17 protein-coding genes and 1 tRNA gene are annotated in these 20,137 nt (G+C 26.6%); 15 read left to right on the top strand and 3 right to left on the bottom strand.

Going from position 1 to position 20,137, the window contains the following annotated elements:
- Nucleotides 1-96 precede the first annotated feature (96 nt).
- From RYM86_RS14880 to RYM86_RS14910, 7 genes are all read left to right on the top strand, one after another.
- A tRNA-Asn gene (locus tag RYM86_RS14880) sits at nucleotides 97-171 on the top strand.
- A 185-nt stretch (nucleotides 172-356) separates the two neighbouring features.
- Nucleotides 357-1,304: a polysaccharide deacetylase family protein gene (locus tag RYM86_RS14885; RefSeq protein WP_315081465.1), complete on the top strand. Its 948-nt coding sequence runs from the start codon at nucleotides 357-359 to the stop codon at nucleotides 1,302-1,304.
- A gap of 290 nt (nucleotides 1,305-1,594) precedes the next feature.
- Nucleotides 1,595-2,284: a response regulator transcription factor gene (locus RYM86_RS14890; RefSeq protein ID WP_315081466.1), complete on the top strand. Its 690-nt coding sequence runs from the start codon at nucleotides 1,595-1,597 to the stop codon at nucleotides 2,282-2,284.
- 4 nt (nucleotides 2,285-2,288) lie between these two features.
- Entirely contained in the window at nucleotides 2,289-3,686 is a 1,398-nt protein-coding gene (locus RYM86_RS14895) for an ATP-binding protein (protein WP_315081467.1), read from the top strand.
- Entirely contained in the window at nucleotides 3,683-5,143 is a 1,461-nt protein-coding gene (locus RYM86_RS14900; protein WP_315081468.1) for a hypothetical protein, read from the top strand. Before RYM86_RS14895 ends, RYM86_RS14900 begins: the two co-directional genes overlap by 4 nt.
- 289 nt (nucleotides 5,144-5,432) lie before the next feature.
- Nucleotides 5,433-6,815, top strand: coding sequence for a TldD/PmbA family protein (locus RYM86_RS14905; RefSeq protein WP_315081469.1), 1,383 nt, complete (start codon nucleotides 5,433-5,435; stop codon nucleotides 6,813-6,815).
- A gap of 3 nt (nucleotides 6,816-6,818) precedes the next feature.
- Complete coding sequence (locus RYM86_RS14910; RefSeq protein WP_315081470.1) at nucleotides 6,819-8,162, top strand: TldD/PmbA family protein; 1,344 nt, start codon at nucleotides 6,819-6,821, stop codon at nucleotides 8,160-8,162.
- A gap of 328 nt (nucleotides 8,163-8,490) precedes the next feature.
- Here RYM86_RS14910 and RYM86_RS14915 read toward each other — a convergent pair whose 3' ends face one another.
- On the bottom strand, nucleotides 8,491-10,341 hold the full coding sequence (locus tag RYM86_RS14915) for an LTA synthase family protein (RefSeq protein ID WP_315081471.1): 1,851 nt from the start codon (nucleotides 10,339-10,341) through the stop codon (nucleotides 8,491-8,493).
- Between the two features lie 183 nt (nucleotides 10,342-10,524).
- Here RYM86_RS14915 and yedF point away from each other — a divergent pair, with 183 nt between their 5' ends.
- Nucleotides 10,525-11,103 (top strand): sulfurtransferase-like selenium metabolism protein YedF, encoded by a 579-nt coding sequence (yedF, locus tag RYM86_RS14920; RefSeq protein WP_315081472.1) that lies wholly within the window; start codon nucleotides 10,525-10,527, stop codon nucleotides 11,101-11,103.
- A gap of 30 nt (nucleotides 11,104-11,133) precedes the next feature.
- On the top strand, nucleotides 11,134-12,090 hold the full coding sequence (locus RYM86_RS14925; protein WP_315081473.1) for an FAD-dependent oxidoreductase: 957 nt from the start codon (nucleotides 11,134-11,136) through the stop codon (nucleotides 12,088-12,090).
- Here RYM86_RS14925 and RYM86_RS14930 read toward each other — a convergent pair.
- Nucleotides 12,087-12,650: a GDSL-type esterase/lipase family protein gene (locus RYM86_RS14930; RefSeq protein WP_315081474.1), complete on the bottom strand. Its 564-nt coding sequence runs from the start codon at nucleotides 12,648-12,650 to the stop codon at nucleotides 12,087-12,089. The two genes, RYM86_RS14925 and RYM86_RS14930, sit on opposite strands and share 4 nt — an antisense overlap.
- A 15-nt stretch (nucleotides 12,651-12,665) precedes the next feature.
- Nucleotides 12,666-13,283 (bottom strand): RusA family crossover junction endodeoxyribonuclease, encoded by a 618-nt coding sequence (locus RYM86_RS14935; RefSeq protein WP_315081475.1) that lies wholly within the window; start codon nucleotides 13,281-13,283, stop codon nucleotides 12,666-12,668.
- A 317-nt stretch (nucleotides 13,284-13,600) separates the two neighbouring features.
- Here RYM86_RS14935 and tsaD point away from each other — a divergent pair, with 317 nt between their 5' ends.
- From tsaD to RYM86_RS14965, 6 genes are all read left to right on the top strand, one after another.
- The gene (gene tsaD / locus RYM86_RS14940) at nucleotides 13,601-14,620 is read left to right on the top strand and encodes a tRNA (adenosine(37)-N6)-threonylcarbamoyltransferase complex transferase subunit TsaD (protein ID WP_315081500.1); all 1,020 of its coding nucleotides are present in this window, start codon (nucleotides 13,601-13,603) and stop codon (nucleotides 14,618-14,620) included.
- 2 nt (nucleotides 14,621-14,622) lie between these two features.
- Complete coding sequence (locus tag RYM86_RS14945; RefSeq protein WP_315081476.1) at nucleotides 14,623-15,627, top strand: alpha/beta hydrolase; 1,005 nt, start codon at nucleotides 14,623-14,625, stop codon at nucleotides 15,625-15,627.
- 164 nt (nucleotides 15,628-15,791) lie between these two features.
- Complete coding sequence (locus tag RYM86_RS14950; RefSeq protein WP_315081477.1) at nucleotides 15,792-16,979, top strand: trypsin-like peptidase domain-containing protein; 1,188 nt, start codon at nucleotides 15,792-15,794, stop codon at nucleotides 16,977-16,979.
- Nucleotides 16,980-17,141: 162 nt separating this feature from the next.
- The gene (locus tag RYM86_RS14955) at nucleotides 17,142-17,570 is read left to right on the top strand and encodes a carboxypeptidase-like regulatory domain-containing protein (protein ID WP_315081478.1); all 429 of its coding nucleotides are present in this window, start codon (nucleotides 17,142-17,144) and stop codon (nucleotides 17,568-17,570) included.
- 321 nt (nucleotides 17,571-17,891) lie between these two features.
- Nucleotides 17,892-18,974 carry an ethanolamine utilization protein EutH gene (eutH, locus tag RYM86_RS14960; RefSeq protein WP_315081479.1) on the top strand — a complete coding sequence of 361 codons (1,083 nt, stop codon included), beginning with the start codon at nucleotides 17,892-17,894 and terminating at the stop codon, nucleotides 18,972-18,974.
- A 25-nt stretch (nucleotides 18,975-18,999) separates the two neighbouring features.
- Nucleotides 19,000-20,136, top strand: a complete 1,137-nt coding sequence (locus tag RYM86_RS14965) for an extracellular solute-binding protein (RefSeq protein WP_315081480.1) — start codon at nucleotides 19,000-19,002, stop codon at nucleotides 20,134-20,136.
- The last annotated feature ends 1 nt before the right edge of the window (nucleotide 20,137 follow it).

The raw sequence follows: 20,137 nt of genomic DNA on the forward strand, positions 1-20,137 counted from the left end.
AGCTGACTGATACTAATAGGTCGAGGGCTTGACCAATAAATAATTGTTATATACAGTTTATGTGCAATTTTGAAAGAACATTCTTTCAATTAGTATTCCGCGATAGCTCAATGGTGGAGCACTCGGCTGTTAACCGATAGGCTGGAGGTTCGAGTCCTCTTCGCGGAGCCAATTTGATATTATTGAAGTCGATTTGATCGACTTTTTTTTGTTGCCTAAAATTATTTGTATATATGTAATAATTTTGTAACAAAAGTAAAAATACTGTATTATATAATTATATATGTAGTAATTTGATGAACTGAATAAGTGGACAAACTATGCTGCAATAAAAAGATTATGGGGGATAACAATAAATGAGTAACAATGTTAATTATAGAAGAAGAAGCGATGGAAAAAATAAAAAAAAGAAAATAATACTATTTTCTTCAATAGTTTTAGTTGTAATAATATCTGGAATGTTATCAGCTAAATATATACATAGTAAAAATATTAATGCTGATGCAAGTGAACTTATAAATAATAATGAAGTTGTAAATGAAAATAAAGCAGAAGCAGCTCCAAAAGAAGAATCTAAATTAGATAATTCAGGATATTTAACTGCAGAAGAAGATCCTAATGCAGATTCAGCAGCTTTTGTAGAAAAGTATTTATATGAGCAAAGTCTTGGTAAAATGCCAGAAGGTGCTGATGGTCATAAAGTTGCATACTTGACTTTTGATGATGGTCCATCAGAAAGTGTAACTCCAGAAGTTTTAAAAGTATTAAAGGAAAAAGATGCTAAAGCTACATTTTTCACATTAGGAAAATCTATAAATGAAAGTGATAGAACTAAGGAATTATTAAAAGAAATAGTAAAAGATGGACATGCTGTAGCAAGTCACACATATTCACATGACTATAAATATTTATATCCACAAAGAACAGTTAGTGTTGAAAACTTTATGGGTGATATAGAAAAAAATAATGAAGCATTCAGACAAGTTTTAGGAAAAGATTTTGTAACTAAAACTATTAGATTTCCAGGTGGTCTCATGTCTTGGAAGGGTCAAGATGCTATAAAAGAAAAGTTACAAGAAGGCCAATATAGTTATATTGAATGGAATGCATTATCTAAAGATGCAGAAGGAAAAACAAAAATTGATTCTGAGTTATTAGAAGAAGTAAAGAAAAGTGTTGCTGGAAGAGAAAAGGCAGTTATATTAATGCATGACGCAGCAGGGAAACAAGAAACTGCTAAAGCATTACCAGAAGTAATAGATTATTTAAGAGAACAAGGATATGAACTTAAAAGTATAAAATAAATTTAATGTTATTTTCATAAATATATAAAGAGGCTTTTGAAGTCTCTTTTTTATTATTTAGGAAATTATAAAAATCTTAAATCTGTGGATAATTTTTAGAATACTGTATTTTAAAGGTATGATAAGTATCTCTAAAGAATAAAAAATAATCATATGCCGCACCATTATTCCTGCACTGCGTTTGGAAAGGGTACATGGCTAAAAAAATCGACGGCTCTAAAGTCGCCTAGGCGATTTTGTTCTTATAATAAAATGATAAATAGGTATAATGTAGATGGGAGGTATTTATTATGAGTAGAATTCTATTAGTTGAAGACGAAGAAAGTATAAGAGGATTTATAAAAATAAATTTAAAAAGAAATGATTTTGAAGTAATAGAAGCTGAAACTGGTGAAGATGGACTTAAAGCAGCAGAAAAATTTAGTATTGACCTAGCAGTTTTAGATGTTATGCTTCCAGGTATAGATGGCTTTAAGGTATGTGATGAATTAAGAAGAAGGTATCCTAAAATAGGAATTATAATGCTTACAGCACGTACTCAAGATATGGATAAAATAATGGGGTTAGAGTATGGTGCTGATGATTATATAATAAAGCCATTTAATCCATTAGAGTTAATCCTTAGAATTAAAGCAATATTAAGACGAATTGGTGATGAAAACCAGGTTAAAGAAAATATTGATAAGCTAATTAGAGAACCCTTCATAATAGATTTATATTCTCAAAAATTATTCAAAAATAGTATAGAAATAGATGTTACTCCAAAAGAATATTTACTTATGAAATTATTTTTAAAAAATCCTAATAAGGCATTTTCAAGAGATGAGCTTTTAAATTTAATATGGGGATATGATTATTTTGGTGATCCTAAGTTAATAGATGTTAATATTAGACGTCTAAGAGCTAAGATAGAAGATAATCCGTCAGAACCAGAATTTATAGAGACAATATGGGGTAAGGGATACAGATGGAAAGGATAATAAAATGAAAAGTATTAAAAATACACTAATTAGAAGTTTTATATTTTTGATATTATTTATTGTTATATGTATGAATATACTTTTAGGCACATTTGTAAAAAAGTATTATTATGATAATGCCGAAACTTTACTAAGAAATCAAATAGAAATAGCAACTAATTTTTATGATAAGTATTTATATAAATCAAATTTAATTGAAAATATATATGATAATGTTGATTCATTTTGGAATAAAAGTAATGCTGAGGTTCAAATATTAGACGAAAAGGGAAACTTACTAATGGATTCAATAGGAGTCTATGAGGATAACCTACATGAAAAACCTGATGTTAAAAAGGCTATTAATGGTGAAAGTGGAAGTTATGTTGGAAGTGTAAGTTACAGCAATTATAAGGTAATGTCTGTTTCAGAGCCATTATTAAATGATAATGAGGTTATAGGAGTAATTAGGTATGTTATATCATTAGAAGAAATTAATAATGAATTAAAAAGTATAGTTTTCTTTTTTATGTTAATATCTATATTAGTATTGCTTTTAGGGATAATTATTAGTTTAATTTTATCCAATAAGATTATAAATCCAATAAAAAAATTAACTGATATTTCACAAGAAATGGCTAATGGGAATTTAAAGGTTAGAAATAATATAAGTGGAGATGGAGAGGTTGCTCAACTTGCTAATACATTAGATTATATGGCAGAAGAAATTATAAAAAGAGAAAAATTAAAAGACGATTTTATATCATCTGTATCTCATGAATTAAGAACACCATTAACTTCTATAAAGGGTTGGGTTATAACGCTTCAAGATAATAATACTGATAAAGAGACATTTAAATTAGGTTTTAATATATTAGAAAAGGAAACAGATAGATTATCTAATATGGTAGAGGAATTATTAGATTTTTCACGTCTTATAAATGGAAAGATGCAATTAAAAAGAGAAAAGGTAAACATAATGGAATTAATAGAATATATAGAAAATTATATGATACCTAGAGCTTTAAAAGAATGCATTAATTTTAATGTATTATCTAATTTAGATAATAAAATATATTATTTAGATATAGATAGAATGAAGCAAGTTCTAATAAATTTAATAGATAATTCATTTAAGTTTGTAAATAAAAATGATAATGTTAGTGTTATTTTTAATCAAGGAGAAGAAGAGTTAAAAATAATAGTAGAGGATAATGGATGTGGAATAAGTAAAAGTGATTTACCAAAAGTAAAAGAGAAATTTTACAAGGGTGCTAATTCAAAATCTCAAAATGGAATAGGATTGTCTATTTGTGAAGAAATAGTTAATCTTCATAATGGTTATTTAGATATAGTAAGTGAAGAAGGGAAAATGACTAGGGTTACTATATCAATTCCTAATATAAGGGAGATAGATATATGAAAAAATTTATAAATATATTTTTAGTTGTTCTTATATCTTTTTTTATAATGGGATGTAATGAGGTTTCGCAAAATAAAATTTATAAAATTAAGGCACCGCAGAATAATTCTTTAAGTATTAAGGGAATTTGGCAAATAAATGACTACAAGATTTTAGATAATGATATATATTCTCTTAATAATAAGAAGTTTTCTGTAGGAGAGAATATTGAAATATGTAATGAATATATAAAGTTAAAGGATGTTGAGTATAGGGATATTTCATATAAGTTAAAATTAGTTAAAGATGATTATGTTATTTCATATGAAGAAAAATATAGTATAGGCGATCTTAACTTAGACAAAGAAAATTATGAAGTTATATCAATTTTTAATAATAATAATAATAATATGCTATTTGAATTTATAAAGAAAAGTGCTGAAGAAGGTTTTATATTTTATAATGGAGCTTTATATAATGTTAGCTTAGTAGGTGAAGTTAATGATTTTATAGAAAATAATTTTAAAAGTGAAGATTATAAAGCAGATTATAAGGAAATCAATGATTATAATTATCCAGTAGGTGTTTATTTAGGTATAAAATCTAGAAATGAAAAAGACAATACTGAGGAATATAAAACATTATATATTTCATTTAAGAATGATGAATTACAACCTATAAGAGAAAAACCAGGACTAATCGTTCCTCGTATGAATGGAATATGGAACATAAATAAAAATTTTATAGAGAGTAATTATTATTATGAATATTTTGATGCTAAGCCAATTAATTATAAAAAGTCTATAAATGATGATAATAAAAATCTAGAAAATATAAATAAAAATAAGTATTTAAGTATAAATTTTGTTGGAAATGATTATATAGCTACAGAGGTATATGAAGGGAACAATTTTAAAGGGGAATTTAATAAATATGAAGTTTTACCAATTGATAATATAACATCTAATTTACCAATAGTTATAAGTGATATATTTGATAATGAAGTAAATAAAGATTTTAAGCAAACGTATGATAATATTATTAATGAATTTTCTAAAGAAGAAAAAGATAAATATAGTGCTTATATTAATTATAGTAATTTTTCTGTAAAAAGAATGAATGGTAAATGGACAGTGATTGGTAAAATATCTCCTGCTTATGGCGTAGAAGGAACTGGATATGATTATACTTTAAATTTAAAGCAAAATAAGAAATTAGTAAATTATGATTCTCTATTGATTCCATGGAAAACATTAAAGCGTGAACTTCCGGGAATTAAGGATGCATTTACATCTCCTAATAAAAGAATAGCATTAATTGTAACTGAAGAAGGTTTGATTATAGACGAAATTGAGAGTTCAAAAATAAACAATGTTCCACTTGATGTAATAGAAATGGATAAAAATGATGAAATTATAATGGCTGAATGGTGTATAGGAGATTATGTTGATAATTGGGAAAAACCATTTTTAAATTAAGCTATGTTTTATTGGCTAATATATGTATAAGCAAAGTGGATGGAATAATTGAACTTAGGAATACTAAAAATGAGTATAGTCCAATCATAGTGCCACTTTGCCTAGTGCATATATGAGCGAATATTTTAAATAAGTCTGAAATTAAGATAGACTTACTATAATATGGATAGTATTATAATAGATAATATGAGATTATAAGAATAGTACAGTTAAAATTTTTTATAGTATTTATATTGTAATATAGAGTTTATTTTTATATAACATAATGAAAATATAAGGGAGGATTTATATGTTAGTAAAAAGCATTGTATCACAGGTATTAGCAAGATGCTTAATAACTGGAGGAGATTTTGCAGAAATTTTTGAAGATGATTCTGTAAATAATTCTATATCATTAATAGATGGAAAAGTAGAGGATGCTATAGGCGGAAGAAACTACGGAATTGGAATTAGAATTTTTAAAGGATTAAAAAGTGTATATGCATATACAAATAATAATAGTTTAGATTCTTTATTAGAAACAGCTTATAGAGCAGCATTAGCTTTAGGCGATGCAAATGGAGAAGAAAAGAATATTATAATAAATGAAAAAAAGATACAAACAATACATCCAATAATGTTTTATCCTAGGGATGTAAACTATAATAAAAAAATAGATATTTTAAAGCTAGCTTATAATAGTGCTAAAAATTATAATAGTGAAATTTCACAGGTTATAACGAGCTATGGTGATAAGGAACAAAATATCTTAATTGCTAATAGTGATGGTTTATATATAGAAGATAAAAGAATTAGAACAAGACTTGGAATAAATGCTATAGCATCTAAAGGTGCAGAAAATCAAACAGGATTTGAAGGTCCAGGAAGACATATGGGAATTGAAATGTTTGAAAGTATAGATCCTGAATATCATGGAAGAGAAGCAGCAAGAATAGCTCATACAATGCTTCATGCAAAAAATTGTCCAGCAGGTAATATGGCAGTTGCAATAGATAATGGATTTGGTGGAGTAATATTTCATGAGGCATGTGGTCATGCATTAGAAGCAAGTTCTGTTGCTAAAGGTAATTCTGTTTTTGCTAATAAATTAGGACAGCAAATAGCATCAACTAAAGTAACAGCTATAGATGATGGTACAATAGCTAATGCTTGGGGATCACTTAATATAGATGATGAAGGAAATAAAACTCAAAAAAATATTTTAATTGAAAATGGTATATTAAAAGGATATATGATTGATAAATTAAATGGTAGAAGAATGAATATGAAACCAACTGGTAGCTCTAGAAGGCAAAGTTATAAATACCAACCAACTTCAAGAATGACTAATACCTATATAGCAAATGGGACAGATAACCCAGAAGATATAATTAAATCAATTTCAGATGGTTTATATGCTAAGAAGCTAGGCGGAGGATCAGTTAATCCTGTAACTGGAGAATTTAATTTTGCTGTCCAAGAAGGATATTTAGTTAAGGATGGTGTTATTAAGGAACCAGTAAGAGGCGCAAGTCTTATTGGAAAAGGTAGTCAAGTTCTTATGGATATTGATATGGTAGGTAATAATTTAGAATTAGCTCAAGGAATGTGTGGATCTTCTTCAGGAAGTATTCCAACTAATGTAGGTCAACCTATGATTAGAGTTAAGAAAATGACAGTTGGGGGTAGATAGTACATGGAATTTAATTTGTTTAAAGAAAAATTAATGAGTGAAGCTAAAAAAGCAGGATTTGATGAATGTGAAATATATTATTCTGATGCGGAAAGTCTAAGTATAAATATTTATGAAGGTGACGTTGAAAAATATAAATTAAACAATTCATTTGGATTATCATTTAGAGGAAAAATAAATGATAAAATGGGGTATTCATATACAGAGATATTAGATGAAAATTCTATAGATACTCTTATAGAAAATGCTAAAAGTGCAGCATTAGTTATAGAAAATAATGATGTTCAATTTATCTATGAGGGTGATGATGAATATAAAGAAATAAATTGTTATAAAGACGAATTAGATAATATAAAGCCTGATAAGTTAATAAAATTAGCTTTAGAAATGGAAAGCGAATGTAAAAAGCAGTGTGATAAGGTTGTTAATTTTGGTGGTTGCGGAATAGGATACGGAAAATCTAGATATGGAATATTAAATTCTAAGGGATTGGATTTATCAACTTCAAGAAATCACTTAACAGCTTACGTAGTTCCAATAATTGAGGACAATAATGAAAAATATGATGGAATGGGATATGTTATTGCAAAAGGAGAATCAGATATTAATCCAGAAAAATTAGCTAAGGATGGTTTAGAAGAGGCTCTTTCAAGAATCGGAGGAAGAAGCATAAAATCAGGAAAATATAAAGTGATTATAAATAATGAAGCTATGGTATCATTACTTGGAACTTTTTCAGGTATTTTTAATGCTGAACAAGCACAAAAGGGATTATCTTTATTAAAAGGTAAAGAAGGAGAAATTATAGCTTCAGATAAAGTAACTTTAATAGATGACCCTCATCTTGAAGATGGACTTGGAACAACGGCATTTGATGATGAAGGTGTTGCAACTTATAAAAAAGAAGTTATAACTAATGGAAAACTAAATACATTATTATATAATTTAAAGACAGCACATAAGGCTAATGTTAAATCTACAGGTAATGGATTTAAATCATCTTATGCATCAATAGTAGGGATTAGCCCAACAAACTTTTATATAAAACCAGGTGATAAGAGCTTTGAGGACATATGTAAAGAAGTTAATAATGGAGTAATAATAACTGAATTTGCAGGTCTTCATTCTGGAGCTAATGCTGTGACAGGAGATTTTTCTTTAGCATCTAAGGGATTTATGATTGAAGATGGAAAGAAGACATTCCCAATAGAACAAATTACAGTAGCAGGAAATTTCTTTACATTAATTAAAGATGTAGAAGAAATAGGAAGTGATTTAAAATTCCCTATGAGTAGCGTAGGTTCACCATGCGTTGCTATAAAAGAATTATCAATAGCAGGAAAATAAATAATACATTGTCTTAAAAAGTGGTGTTGATATTATAGTATAAAGCTTGTGGGCTGAGGAATTTACTTTAAGAACACTAAAATAGATACTAGTCTAATTAATGCATGCTCCCAATGAAACATTGTGACAAGCAATTAATTCAACAAATATCTATTAAGAATTCTAAAAAGTAAATTCCAATGCCACTACGCTATTATACTATAATATTAACATTTATTTAAATGGATAGTAGAGACATAAAAAATAGAAGGACTAATTTTGTAGTCCTTCTATTTTTTATTTAGCTATGTTTTGAATAGGTGTTGATATAGCCTAGTTATATAAAGTATTATTTTTTCAAGTAATTTGCCCTAATCATTTTATCTGATAAATCTAGGATATTTTTGTATATTTCTTTGTCTTCACCAGAAAGGGTATTTTGATCTTTTATTGTACCATCTGTTAAGATAGCAAATGATTTATTTGTATTTAGAAGATTTCTTCCTAAAGCAGTGTCTTGATATTTTTCTTTATCGATGCCAAGCATATAAAGTAAAGTTGGCATAAAATCAATTTGTCCACCGTATAAATCAAAAGTTTTTCCTGTCTTGATAGAAGTATCATAGATTACAAGCGGAACTACAGGGTTACCAGTATCTAAATACCAATCTTCTTTATTAGATAATTTTTCAATTCCATTATTATAATATTTATGAACACCTGTATGATCACCCATAATAGCTATTACACTATTTTCTAATAGTCCTTCACTATCTAATAATTTTAAGAAATTACCTATTTGAGCATCTGTATAGTGTAAGCTTTCAAAATATCCACCTAGCTCACTAGCATCTAATTCTGGATCAAGTTCCAATTCTCTATAATCTTTCGGCATATCAAATGGACCATGACTTGTTAAAGTTACTGTCAGAGCATAAAATGGATTAGATTGTTCTTTTAACATTGGAACTACTTGCTTAAAGTAGCTTCCATCACTTATTCCCATTCCAATTGTTTCATCTGCATTGAATGAATAGTAATCATTAAATTTATCAAATCCTATTCCTTTAAGTCCAGCAGAATAATTCCAGAAAGAACCTTTATCAGGATGTATAGCAATACTGCTATAATTATCTTTTTCTAATATATCAGGTAAAGAATTATAAGTAGTATTTGGATACCTAAAGAAAGTACTTCCTCGTCTTAATGGAAACATAGATGTATTAACCATTAAATCACAATCAGAACTTGTACCCTCATTAACTTGTTCGAACACATTAGGGAAATAAAAACCGTTAGATATTAAATTATTTAATACCGGGGTAATTTCTTTTCCATTAATGCTCTTATTTATAACAAAACTTTCTAAAGACTCAACTTGAATGTAAATTAAATTCTTACCTTTAGATAGACCAAAGTAGTCATTATTAGGTAAGTTTTCATTTTTCATATCAAACAATTTATCTAAATTATTTTGATCTTCAGTTGTAAATTCATATGGTTTTGAATCACGATAAACTGTATATAAATCAAATATATGATATCCAATTGGTGAAAAATATCTAGCTGTATTTGTTGGATCATAATTATCAAATAAATATGCATCTTTAACACTTTTATTATTTAAAATATGTATATTAAATGGAACATAAGCTATAAATAATATTGGCATAATAAAAGTTATAAAGAAAGTTTTTATTGCTCTTTTATTTATTTCAGATATATATCTTCTAGTAAAGTAAACATAAATTCCTAATACAAAGAAGTCTATTATAAAGATAAAGTCTAAAGGACTAAACATAGAATATATTGCCCCAGACAAATTATCTAAATTTGCAGTTTGAGTTGCAATAAGAATAGACGGAACTGTTAAAAATCCTCTAAAGTAACAAACATCTAATACGATAATTGCAGTTAAGAGTATGTTTACTATAAAAAGATATATTATCCTAGATTTTCCTTTAAATAAAAGTGAAAAACTTATGAATATTAAAATGAAAGCTAGATAATAATTAAAAAAAGGTCTAGCGTAGTCATAACCAGCATTGAAATCAAAGCTATAAGGATTACTGCCAGTAATAAATCCTTGAAAAAATATACACTTAAGAAATATAGAAATCAGAGGAAATAAAAATAGTACCCATTGATTTATTCTATTTTTATTGAATAAATTAATAATTTTATTTTTGTTAGAATGCATAAATTCACCTCAATCTAGGAATTAATAAAAAAATGATAAAATTAATACAATAATTATTATCAAATAGTTAACATCTTATATTATACATAAATACACAAATCAAACAACCCATATAAAATTAAACATGATATAATTATCTTATCTTAATTTTATAATTAATATAAACTAAGGGGGAGAAATTTTATGAAAGAAATAGATTGTAGAGGTTTGTCTTTTCCTAAAACTATAAGAATGGTAAAAAAATATTTTAATTCTATTGGAGAAGGCGAAGCAATAGTTATTATAGAAAAACAAGCGGATAATTCTAATATTGCTAATCTTGCTATGAATTTAGGATACCATGTAGATGTAGAAGAAAATGATGAAAATATTCATATATTTATAGAAAAAAGAGGCTGTTTAGAAGCAATAGATGAAACTGTATTTTCAGTTTTAATAACATCGAATAAATTTGGATCAGGTGATTCTAAATTAGGAAAAATATTATTGAATGATTATTTAAATGCATTAAGTGATGCAATAAAACTTCCTAAAAATATTATATTTTTAAATGAGGGAGTAAAAGTCTTTCAGGATATTACAGATAGTATCAGTTGGTTAGAAAATATAAAATTATTATCTCAAGAAGGGGTAAACATACTAGTACATGATAAATCTTTAGAATATTATAAATTAGAGATTTCCAATAATTTTTCAGAGATTATCGATATGAGTGACATAGTAGATATAATAAATGAATCTAATAACTTAATAAAGTTATAATATGTGATTAGTATATTTGGAGGCAATATAATGTTAGAATATGATTTAGTTGTGATTGGCGGAGGAATAGCTGGAATGACTGCAGCTTTAGGTGCAGCAAGAGAAGGAATAAAAAATATATTAATATTTGAAAGAGAACATAGTTTAGGGGGAATACTAAATCAATGTATTCATAATGAATTTGGTGAAAAGTTCTTAGGAGAAAAAGTAACAGGGCCTGAATATATATATTTTATTGAAGAAAAATTGAAAAAATCAAATATAGATATTAAGCTTAACACTAATGTTATAGAAGTAACAGAGGATAATAAAATAACTTATGTTAATTCAACAGAAGGAAGTAAAGAAGTAAATACAAAGGCAATAATATTAGCAACTGGATCAAGAGAGGTGTATACAGGAAGTGTTATGGTTCCAACTCATGGATTAACAGGAATATTTACATTAGGATCTGCCCATAGATTGATTAATTTAGAAGGATATCTACCAGGCAAAAAGACTGTAATAATTGCTAAAAATAAATGGGGATTTTTAGTTGCTAGACGTATTTTAATTGAGGGTGGAAGCGTAGAAGCTATAATAATTGAAGATGAAATTAAAGAATTAATAGATGAAGAAATTGAAAATTTAATAGATGGATTTTCTTTAGAAATTATAGAAAGTTCTAGAGTTATAGAAGTTTATGGTAATAGTAGAATAAATAAAATTAAAATATTAAATTTAAAAGAAGATGTAATTTCTAAAATAGAATGTGATTCTTTAATTTTATCAGTTGGATTTAGACCAGAAAATAAACTTGCTCAAAATTTAAAAGTAGATATTAATAAAAATACATTTGTTCCAGAAACAAAAGATTTTAAGACTTCTAAAGAAAGTGTTTTTGCTTGTGGTAATTTAATTTATGGAAAGTTAGCTCTTATAATGGAAGAAACAGATGGACTTAATTGTGGAATAAAAGCAGCAGGATATATTAAAAACATAAATTAAAAATAAGACACAGCATTTTTATACATAATCTCATTACCTAAAGAATTAAGATGTATTCCATCTAAATATATATCACTATTATTTAAAGTAATTGAATAAAAATCTATATAAGAGAGGTTGTAGTTAATAGCTAAATTAATTATTGCCTCTTTTAATTCGCTTAAATTTTCTTCAGCATATTTATAAAATGGAGAATATGAAAATAATTTATTTGCCATATCTCCTATGATTGAAGGTGGAATTCCTATAATAACATTAGAGTTAATTTCTAAAGCGTCTTTTATCATCAATTCTATATTTTCGATTATTGAGTCTACAGTTCTTCCTAAAAGTAAATCATTACTACCACACATAATAAATATTTTATTAGGAGTATATTTTATTACATCTTCATAATACCTAGTAAGAATACTTGTACTTGTATCCCCATTGTGACCTTTGTTTAATGATGTAAAGTTTATGTTCTCTTGAATTTTATATACCCAAGAATCTTTTTTTGGAACACCATATCCAAAAGTTAAACTATCACCTAAGAATATTATATCTATATGCTTATTCATCAAATAAATCCACCTTTAAAATAATTTATTAAAACATTTTTTACATATCAATGTTTTTCCACCATCTGCTTTTATATAATCATTTGTTTTTAGCATAGTATTACAAATTGTACAAAGATTTTTATTAATTTCCATATCTTTATTCTTGTTAGTATTTGGATTTAATAAGTTTTTTCTTATTGGAGAATATAATTTAGGGTTACCTAAAACTGATTTTTTATTTATAGAATAATTAATCTCGTATTCACTTTCTGCAAAGAGTTCTAATTCAAAGCGAGGGTTTTCTTTATCATAATATTCCTCGACTATTATTCTAGTAATTTGAGCATCATTTATGATAAGACCACTTTTTTCTATTCCATCAAATATACTTTTTGTTATATTTATTGTATCAGGATGACGTTTTTCACTTTTATAATAAACTTTAAGTATAGCTATTAAACTTTCTTCTAATATAACATCGGGATTTTGACTTCTAGCAATAAGAGCAATTTCTTGTTCATAGATAGCATATCTATCATGATATTTTCCAGAATTACTAGGTAAAATAGCACGTCCATTAGTATTATGTAATTTAAAATTTGATTTTGTTATTGGTGAACCATTAACAATTACTTTAGCATAGGTTGTCATAAAAAAGCTCCTCATTATATGTTTTATTAAAGTATTATTATACTATATAAAAATATATAGTATAATAGTAACTTATACAATAATGAAAAATTGATAATATATGCTATATACAGTATAATATTTGTGTTAATCTGTATTTGAACATAATATTTTAATAATAGAATATGTTTTGAGTATATGTTGATATATGCAATAAGAAAAGTGATATTAGCTTAACTATTCAGTTTATTTTGCTTATGTATATATTAGCACTCTAATAAAACATAACTAATAAATATAGATTTAGTAATTGAATTAAATAAAAGAGGTATTTAATGATGGATAAAAAATTAATTTTAGCAATAGAATCAAGTTGTGATGAAACTTCAGCGGCAGTTGTTGTTAATGGAAGAGAAGTTTTATCTAATGTTATATCTACACAAATAGATACTCATAAAAAATTTGGTGGAGTAGTACCAGAAGTTGCATCGAGAATGCATATTGAAATTATAGATTATGTAGTAAAAAAAGCTTTAGATGATGCAGGTGTTTCTTTAAGTGACATTGATGCTATAGGAGTTACTTATGGACCAGGCCTAATAGGTGCACTTTTAGTTGGACTTCAGTATGCTAAAGGATTGGCTTTTGCAGCTAAAAAACCATTAATTGGAGTAAACCATATAGAAGGTCATATGTGCGCTAATTTTATACAATATAAGGATTTAAAACCACCATTTATATCTTTAGTTGTATCAGGAGGACATACTTTTATAGTTTCTGTTAATGATTTTTGTGATTTTGAAGTTATAGGAAAAACTAGAGATGATGCAGTGGGGGAAGCATATGATAAGGTAGCAAGATCTTTAGGACTTGGATATCCAGGAGGTCCTAAAATTGATAAATTAGCAAAAGAAGGAGATCCTAATGCTATTTCTTTCCCAAGAGCTAAGTTTCATGAAGACACACTAGATTTTTCATTTAGTGGAGTAAAATCTGCTGTATTAAATTATTTAAACAAAGCTAAGATGAAGGGGATTGAAGTTAATAATGCTGATGTAGCTGCTTCATTCCAAAAAGCAGTGATAGATGTTTTAAAAGACAATGTATTTTTAACTTGTAAGAAAAAAAATGTTAATAAAATAGCTATAGCAGGTGGTGTTGCATCTAATTCTTGTTTAAGGGAAACTTTAAAAAAAGAGGGTACATTAAGAAATATTGAAATTTTATTTCCAGAGCCAGTATTATGCACAGATAATGCAGCTATGATAGGAAGTGCAGCATATTTTAATTATGAAAAAAATTATGTTTCTTCTTTTGATATAAATGCAAAGCCTAATTTGAAGTTGGGAGAACGTTAAATATGAATTTATTGCCTCATTCGAATGGATTTCAAAGAATTAAATCACCTAAATTTAATTTATTAGATTTTTTAAGAAGAGCATTAATTATTATAATTGTTTTTCTTATAACTGGCTTTTTAGTGCAATCCATGAGCAACTTTATTGCTAATGAAAAATTAAATGCAAGTTTAAAGTATGTTAGAGTAGAGACCAAAAAATTAGAATATAAAATTAAGGGTACAGGATCATATACTATAGTTTTTGACGGAGGAATTGGAAGTAATATATATCAATGGGATGAAGTTTGTAAAAAATTAGAACGTGATTCGGATGTAAAAACATTTGTATATAATAGAAAAGGATATGGATTTAGTGATTCTGGAGAACGAAGAACACCAGATGATCAGGCAGAAGATTTGAAAAATTTATTAAAAAAATCTGGTGCCACTGAACCATATATATTTGTTAGTGAGGAATATGGAAGTTTAATTTCTATGAGTTTTACAGAAAAATATCCAGAGTTAGTAGCAGGACTTGTTTTAATAAATCCTTTATCCTATGATTTAGTAAATAGCAAAGAATATTCAGAATCTATAAAATGGCAATATTATAAATCTAAATTAAGATTTTTAGGAAGTTATTTTTATATTACAGAATTAAGTGATAAATTAGGATTAATAAAAAGTGATATTGATGTAGAGGATTTGCCAAATGGAGCAAAGGAAGAGATTAATATACATAAAAATAAGAAAAGTTATACTAAAGCAATATATGATGAAGTAGGAAACTTATATAAAAAAGACATTAAAATAAATGTTGATAACATAATAAAAAGTAGGCCAACTTATATAATAAGTAATCAAATTACATCTGAGATGGACGATATTTTAGAAAATTCTTTATTAACAGTATATAAGTCTTCAATATTAAGTAGCCCATATGCATTACATGATCAAGATAGTATTATAGATGGTGTTAATAATATAATAAAAAAGGCAAAAAAAATAGAAAAAGTTAATTCATAAAATTAATGTTAAAATTATTAAATAATAAATGAAAATTATGGGATATTAATATATAGTGCATATATATTAATATCCCGTATTTTTATATTGACATTTTTCTGACACAAAATAACTTTATACTAAGAGTGTAAGATAAATATAAAAAAAATTAGGAGGAATTTATTATGGATAATAAAGAAAATTTTATAGATGTAAATGAAAATGAAATTAAATATACAGATGAGAGTTTTATAGATAGTAATGTGCAGAAAAAAAAGAAAAAAAGAAAAAATATAATTGCAAGTGTAGCAACTTCATTAGCAATTGCATTAGTTGGTGGAATTTTCGGTAGTGGGATAACGTACTTATTAATTAAAGATAATATTTCTGTTGCACAATATAAAAATTATTCTCCATCAATATTTACTCAAGAAACATCTTCAGAGACACTTTCAACAACGGAAGCATTTAATAAAGTAGCACCTGCTGTTGTAATTGTATCTACAAAAGGATTATCAAATTCTGGATTTTTCCCACAAGAAGTTGAAGGAATTGGATCAGGATTTATTATAAATGAAGATGGCTATATATTAACTAATTATCATGTTATACAAGGTGCAAATGAGGTAAAAGTTACATTAAGTGATGGAAAAGAAGTTAATGCAACAGTAGTAAATTACGATGAAGCAAAAGATGTTGCTATGATTAAAGTTGAAGATGGAACTAAGGTTCCAGCAGTTGCTGAACTAGGAGATTCAGAGGCTTTATTCCCTGGAGATCAAGTTATAGCAATTGGAACACCTCTTTCAAAAGAATTTGCACAAACACTTACACAAGGTGTTATAAGTGCTGTAAATAGAAATGTAGCAAGTCAAAGTGGAACTAGTGTTAATCTTATACAAACAGATGCAGCTATAAATCCAGGTAATAGTGGTGGACCATTAGTTAATTCTAAAGGTCAAGTTATAGGAATAAATTCTATGAAAATAGGTACTCAATTAAGTGGAACTAGTGTTGAAGGTATGGGATTTGCAATTCCAATAAATGAAGTAAAAGAAAAGATAGATTCATTATCTAAGCCTATCTTAAATTTAGGAATACAAGTAAGAGAAATCGATAATGATCTTGCTAAAAGATATGATTTACCAGAAGGAATATATGTAGCAGGTGTTGAAGAATTTTCACCAGCAGAAAAATCAGGGGTAAAGGTTGGAGATGTAATAACTAAATTTGATGGAAAAAATATTACAACATTTAATGAATTAAAAGAATTAAAATCAGGAAAAGAAGTAGGAAATAAAGTTAAAATTCAAGTCGTAAGAGATGGAAAAAATGTTGATTTAGAAATTACATTAGAAGAAAAATCTAACTAGCTTATTTCAAATGCTCTGTTTAATTTAAGAATTAAACAGAGCATTTTTTAATATATTTGTTTGTTTTATAAGAGAAAAAAATAAATACTGTATAAAAGATTCACAAAATGGAAGCTAGACTCATATTTTATTATCATAAATAAACTTTTGGAGGTAAAAATAATGAGCGGAAGAATAAGTGTATGTTCTATTTGTCCTAGAGAAAATGAGCAAATTGATGCAGTAATTAAATTATCAAAAGATAGAAGAAGTTGTATTTATGGAACAGTAATAGATGAAGATGGCGCTGCTGTACCTGATGCTGTAGTTAAATTATTAGAGGTTACTGGAAGTAGAGGAAGAACTCCAGTGCCATTAACTCACACTTTCACTGATAAATATGGTCAATTTTTACTTGGACCTTTATGCCCAGGTAAAAGGTATATGTTAAAAGTATACAAAGATAATATTACAATTAGATATGCTCCACTAGATGTTGAATGTTATGAAGGATCTTGCATAGGCTTAAATGATACAAGAAATGATATAAGAAGTGACTCAGAAGAAGATTCAGACGGCTGTAGAAGAAATCATGATCGTCGCTACAGATAGAAAGAATTTTCTAATTGCAATTAATCAACTAACCGATAATTAATTATTAATTATTAATTATGCTAGGAAATAGATCAATATAGTTAAGTTTTGTTTATAAAAAGTCTTCTTTTATAATAAAGGAGGCTTTTTATGTTATACTTAATATTGATTTCATATAAAAAGTTCTAAATTGACTTTTTATCATATCTAAATTTTAATTAGTTACACCATTAAGGTGAATAAAATTTAGAGGTGTATAATTTAGATACTCTTAGTAAGAATTTATATAATAAAGAGTAATATGGATTTTGTTATTTAATTTAAATATGGAGGAGAAATATGAATAATATAGTATTAAGTATTATAGCATTTTTCTTTTTAATTGGTGCTATTGACTATATCGAAGGAGATAAATTGAAGTTATCTACTTATTTTGAAGATGGTATAAAAACAATGGGATCACTAGCTATATCAATGATTGGTATATTATCGTTGACACCATTTTTGACACAGATTTTAACTAAAGTTTTAATTCCAATAGCACAAAAATTATCTTTAGATGCATCTATATTTCCAGCAAGTTTAATAGCAATCGATATGGGTGGGTTTAATTTATCTAGTGAATTAGCATTATCCAATTCTATGGGGAATTTCTCAGGGATATTAATGTCATCAATTTTAGGTTGTACTATTAGTTTTACTTTGCCATTAGCTGTAGGTTTAGTTAAGGAAGAACAGATGGAAATAGTCTTCAAGGGAATTTTATGTGGCATTATAACAATGCCTATAGGTTTATTTGCTGGAGGAATAATGTTAAAGGTACAGATGTACACTTTAATTTATAACTTACTTCCTGTAATATTGCTTTCGATAATTTTAACTTTAGGTATAATTTTTAGACCTAAAAAATTAATAATAATTTTTAAATATTTAGGAAAAATGATAATGTTTATAAGTATAATAGGATTAATCATACAAGGGGTTTATTCTATTTCAGGAATAAAGCTTTTAAATAATATTATGCCTATTGAAGAAGTGCTTACTATTGTTGGAAGAATAGCTCTGTTTTTAGGCGGTGCATATGTCATGTTGGAAGTAATAAAGAGAGCATTGATGAAACCTTTAAGCAGAATAAGTAAACTTTTTAATATCAATTTGAATTCTATTGCTGCACTTATTGGAAGTTTAGCATCAGCAATTGTTATATTTTCAAATTTCGATAAATTAGATGATAGAGGCAAAATTATTTGTACAGCATTTTCAGTTGGAGGTGCATATGTTCTTGGCGGTCAAATGGGATATGTATCAAGTGTAGCACCGGAAGTATTGTCTATATATATTTTTATAAAATTACTTTGTGGCATATTAGCAGTACTTTTCGCTTTAACTTATTTAAAATATGAGCAAAAGTATAAAAAATAATGTTAAATATTTAGAGGTGTAAATAATGAGAAATATACTTAAATATTGCTTAACTTTTTTTGTAACTGTAATTATTATAATATCTTGCGTACTGTACATACAAGATGATAATACTCCAAAAGTTAAGGGTTACATAAATGTTTTTGTAAAAGAAGATTCATATGAATATTTAAAACAATGCAGTGACAAATTTATGGAAGATAATAATAAAGCCCATATAGAAATAAAGTCTATTGATGACTATAATGAATCACTCAATAAAGAAAAATATAGCAAGTATAAATCAAGTGATATATTGTTATTAAATAGATTAGAATTTGAAAATTTAAATGAAAATAATAATATTAAATATAAGGATATGAGAAAAATTTTAGATACATATTCTAAAAATTTTTCAAAGTCGAGAATAAATCAAGTTAGAATAGAAGATAAATCAATAGGAGTTCCATTAAATTCTAAACCAATTGTATTATATATAAGAACTGATATGTTAAGAGAGTATGGATATAGTAGTGATGATATTAATACTTGGGATGATTTTATAAAATTAGGTATTGATATATATAACAGAAGCAATGGAACAGTACATATATTAAACGCTACAGGAAATGATTATGAAGATTTAATTAGTCTAATTATTATGCAATATATAGATGAGGACAAGACGGAAGATGTTATAAAAAATGAAGTTAAAGAAAGAATAGATACTCTTAGAAATAATAATATATTAAATTTAAATAGTGATGGAAAATTCTTAGCTAGGATATCTTCAATCGATGCAATGAGAGAACTTAAGGCATTGGATGTAGAGTGCGAATGGACTGCAATCAATCCTCCAAGCATAAGTTTAGGAACTAATAGATTTTATTGTGAAGAAGGAGATAATTTAATAGTTTTAGATGATGAACAAGAAAATGCTGAATTAGTAGAAAAATTCATAACATATTTAATAACTAATACGAAAGTTTCAATGGATTATATTCAAGAAGGAAAATTTTTTTCTAGTTTTCTTTATACTTATAAAAATATAAAAACAGAAGATACAATTAAAAATTTCACAGGAAAAAGCCCTCTCGTTGTAATGAGCAACATAGAAGAGAGAGCTCCAATTATGAAACAATATGATAAATATATTAAAATAAAAAATGAACTTTTAAATTGAA

Source organism: uncultured Clostridium sp. (assembly GCF_963527835.1).
In the GTDB taxonomy this organism is placed as follows: Bacteria; Bacillota; Clostridia; order Clostridiales; family Clostridiaceae; genus Clostridium.